Below are 3,336 nucleotides of genomic sequence, written 5' to 3'. Positions count from 1 at the left end.
TGCACGGGAACCGCGAACGCACCCAGTGCCGCGTAGATCAGGTGCGTGTGGGTGTCGTCGAAGGTCGGCAGAACCACACTCTCGGGCGCGTCGATCACCTGGGTCGTAGGACCGATCCAGCCGTCGACACCTTCACGAGTTGGTGCGATGTCGACGATCCGGTCACCGCGCACTGCCAGTGCGCTCTGCGTGGGCAGCCCCGGCACGAGCGTGTGGACTGCGCCCGCACGCAAGACGATGTCCGCGGGTGAGCCGGCTGTGCTCGAAGGGGGTTGGGTCACGACGAACACCTCGGTCTGTTGATTGCGGGCTCGGGTGGCGGCTTGGCTTGACCAGTGACGGTCAGCCGTAGTGCGACAAGAAGACATCGACCCCGGCGCGGGCCACATGCTCGACCTCATCGCTTGACGGGGCGGCGGAAGGGTCGAGCAGCACGTAGAAGCGCTGTGGCTGAATCAATGCCAGGAACTGGTCCGCCGCAAGTTCTAGATCATCGATCCGGAGCTCGCCGCGTGCGTTGAGGCTGGCAAAGAGCTCGACCAGTCCCTTCCGCGCTCGTTGGGGGCCGGTCGCGTTATACACCTGCCCGAGATCTGGGCGCGCTTGGTTCTCGCCGATGGCGAGGCGCACCAAGGCCAGCACATCGGGGTCGAACAGAACCCGGGCGTAATTGACCGCAAGGTCATTCAGTCCCTGTCGAATCGACTCCATCGTTTCAGGGATGACGATCTCGATGGCGAGGATCTGCTCACAGATCTCGTCCACGATCGCGCTGAACAAGTCGTGCTTGCTGCCGAACTTGGCGTAGATCGTGACCTTGGAAACACCGGCTTCGGCAGCGACCGTCTCCATGGAGGCGGATTGGAATCCCTGCGCGAGGAACACGTCACGCGCCGCCTTGAGAATGCTGCTTCGTTTGCGGTCTGGTCTTCCCGACGGGGTCGTGGTGCCGGCCTGCGGGGTCGACGTGTGGGTGGAGATGCTGCTGGGGACTTGTTTCGCCACCCCTTGACCGTACTGAACTGAACGGTAGAGTTCAATCATCGGACGGCAAGGTCCACCGTCGAGGCGTCCCCGCTAGGAGGAGCACATGGCCAAGTTCTTGGTTATCCACCACGCTCCCGGGGTTACCCCGGAACAGTTCCAGGAGAACGTGCCTGACATTCTGGCGAACCGTCACGCGACGTTCCTGCACTGCTACGCCAACATGGCCGCGGGCACGATCGTCAACCTGTACGAAGCTGACGACGCCGGCGCCGTGGAGCGAGAAATGGAAGCCATCGGATTTCCCTTCGACGAGATCGCCGAGGTTCAGTTCGATGCCTCCGCAGACGACTTGCGGGCCATGGTGTAAGGAGATCCCAGCCAATGACTGCGACAGTAACTGTACCCGTCGCCGGGGAACTGACCTGGTTCGGTGATAGCCGGCCCGCTAGCAAGAAGCCGCTGCGGACCAACGTCTTCGAGTCGATGATGAACCATCAGGGGATGCAGCAGCAGAAGGAACTGTTCCCCTACTTCGGGAACGGTGATCTGGTGCCGGCGGCGGCCTTCTCCTACTCGTTGCCAGAGATGCCGCGGTTCCACTTCTTCCACTACAACGACCAGCAAGAGATTGTGCTGTGCCTGGCGGCCGAGGGTGGCTCGCTCAAGACCGGACAGCTGTACGTGCAGAACACCACCCACGGAGTTACCACGTTCTTGAAGAACCCCAACGCACCGGAGATGGAGGCATACCAGGTCTGCATCATCGTGATTCGAATGAAGGACAAGGGCCCGCAGAACGAGGCCAAGATGTTCCGGTGTAGCTCGTGCAATGAGGTTGTCTTCCGCTACGACCGCGACGTGTTGACCGGTCCGCCGCACAAGTACTACCGGGAGTTGCCCAACGTCCGGCTCTACGCGGACGCCGTGGACGCGTTCAACGAGAGCGACCGGACCTGCCCGAAATGCGGGAAGGTGCAGGACAAGTTCCCGCAGGACATCGCCGGATGGCGCCGGTATGCGCAGTACGCGACGCTGGCCAACCGCGCGCGCGAGGAGATCGAGATCGCGGCGGCCGCCGCAGTCGCCGACCCGGCCGCGGCGGCCGCGAGGTGAGGCCTTATCCGGAGCGCCGCAAGACGCTCAACGTTCTTAAGGAAGCGAACCTGGCATGGGGTTCGTTCGATGATTTCCCAGTCGTGCCGTACGGTGTCGAGCCGAGCCCGCACCTGAGCCGCAGCTCCACACCACAGCCCTTCTACCTGGTGACCTCCAAAGACGAGGTGCTGGTGACCATGTCGGGAGAGGGGGAGGTCCAGTTTCGCGACCCGGAGCGAACGGTCATGACCATCGGTCCAGGTGACGTGGTCTATCTGCCAGCTCGGTTGCCGTCACGGATTGTTCCCCACACCGAGCTCGTGCAGGTGCGGATCAAGGACGCGCCACCGTTCACCGAGGCCGTTGCCTGGTTCTGCGACGCGTGTGGTGCTTTGCTGCATAAGGTCGAGTTCACGACAGAGGTGCCGCAGCGGCACTACTGGGAGGCGGCCACGGACTTCAACCAGGATGAGTCACTTCGGACGTGTGACGCATGCGGAGCCGCTGCTGACCCGGTCGACCTATCCGGCTTCGCGTGGGCTGATATCGCTGAGGTGCTGGAGGCCGCCGCACAGTGAGCGAGGCGAGGATCACCCCGTCACTGATCTTTCACGGCGGCCGCATTCTCACCGCTGAAGACGCGGGTACAACGTCCCCCGGGGCGGTCGCGGTCCTGGACAACCGCATCGTCGCCGTCGGAAACCAGGGTGAAGTGCTTTCTCTGGCGGGCGACGCCACCCGTGTCATCGATCTGACGGGTCGCACCCTCATCCCAGGCATGATCGACAACCACACCCATTACCTCTTGGCGGGTCTGGACGCGCCCGAGGTGGGCGTGCGCGTCAATATCGCCGGATGTCGCTCGATCGCCGAACAGCTGGATCAGATCGCCGCCAAAGTCGCCACCCTTCAGCCAGGGGAATGGGTGATCACCTCATGCATGTACCGGGGACCGCTCGCAGAGGGCAGGTTTCCGAACCGGGACGATCTGGACTCGGTCTCACCTAGTAATCCCGTGTACATGTTCCAGTCCGGCAAGAACATCATCATCAACTCGATGGCGCTCGAGCTAGCTAACATCACCACTCAGACACCGGACCCCACCGAGCCTGAAGGCCACATCGTTCGTGACCACGCTGGAAGGCCAACCGGTCACCTGATCGCGGGAGCTGGCGATCTGGCGAGGAGTCGCTGGTGGGCACGGGAGAGCCTCCCGCCCAAGATGTGGGACTTCCCCTACTACGACGAAGAGAC

At 62.9% G+C, this 3,336-nt stretch carries 5 protein-coding genes and 1 pseudogene; 4 read left to right on the top strand and 2 right to left on the bottom strand.

The features are described from left to right. Together VML93_RS34630 and VML93_RS34625 are read right to left on the bottom strand one after the other, a co-directional pair. A pseudogene (locus VML93_RS34630) lies at positions 1 to 281 on the bottom strand (hypothetical protein); the annotation flags it as partial. Positions 282 to 342: 61 nt separating this feature from the next. Continuing rightward, positions 343 to 1,044: a TetR/AcrR family transcriptional regulator gene (locus VML93_RS34625; protein WP_325617757.1), complete on the bottom strand. Its 702-nt coding sequence runs from the start codon at positions 1,042 to 1,044 to the stop codon at positions 343 to 345. 46 nt (positions 1,045 to 1,090) lie between these two features. Between VML93_RS34625 and VML93_RS34620 the strand changes: the two genes are divergently transcribed. The 4 genes from VML93_RS34620 to VML93_RS34605 all read left to right on the top strand — a co-directional run. Then, positions 1,091 to 1,354, top strand: a complete 264-nt coding sequence (locus VML93_RS34620; RefSeq protein WP_325617755.1) for a nickel-binding protein — start codon at positions 1,091 to 1,093, stop codon at positions 1,352 to 1,354. Positions 1,355 to 1,368: 14 nt separating this feature from the next. Then, positions 1,369 to 2,100 (top strand): hypothetical protein, encoded by a 732-nt coding sequence (locus VML93_RS34615; protein ID WP_325617753.1) that lies wholly within the window; start codon positions 1,369 to 1,371, stop codon positions 2,098 to 2,100. Continuing rightward, a complete protein-coding gene (locus VML93_RS34610) occupies positions 2,097 to 2,660 on the top strand; it encodes a hypothetical protein (protein WP_325617751.1) in 564 nt (187 codons plus the stop codon). Before VML93_RS34615 ends, VML93_RS34610 begins: the two co-directional genes overlap by 4 nt. Further along, positions 2,657 to 3,336, top strand: a 680-nt coding sequence (locus VML93_RS34605) for an amidohydrolase family protein (protein WP_325617749.1), incomplete at its 3' end; no start/stop codon positions are given. The genes VML93_RS34610 and VML93_RS34605, both read left to right, overlap by 4 nt.

The sequence above is a fragment of the Mycobacterium sp. genome (assembly GCF_035499775.1).
Taxonomy (GTDB): Bacteria; Actinomycetota; Actinomycetes; order Mycobacteriales; family Mycobacteriaceae; genus Mycobacterium.
The sequence above is the reverse complement of the archived record's forward strand: the minus strand, read 5'-3'. Positions and strand labels throughout refer to the sequence as shown.

Bases quoted from the DNA above. Each gene is read 5' to 3' on its own strand.
- VML93_RS34615 (WP_325617753.1), top strand. From the start codon at position 1,369: ATGACTGCGACAGTAACTGTACCCGTCGCCGGGGAACTGACCTGGTTC.
- VML93_RS34625 (WP_325617757.1), bottom strand. From the start codon at position 1,044: ATGATTGAACTCTACCGTTCAGTTCAGTACGGTCAAGGGGTGGCGAAA.
- VML93_RS34620 (WP_325617755.1), top strand. From the start codon at position 1,091: ATGGCCAAGTTCTTGGTTATCCACCACGCTCCCGGGGTTACCCCGGAA.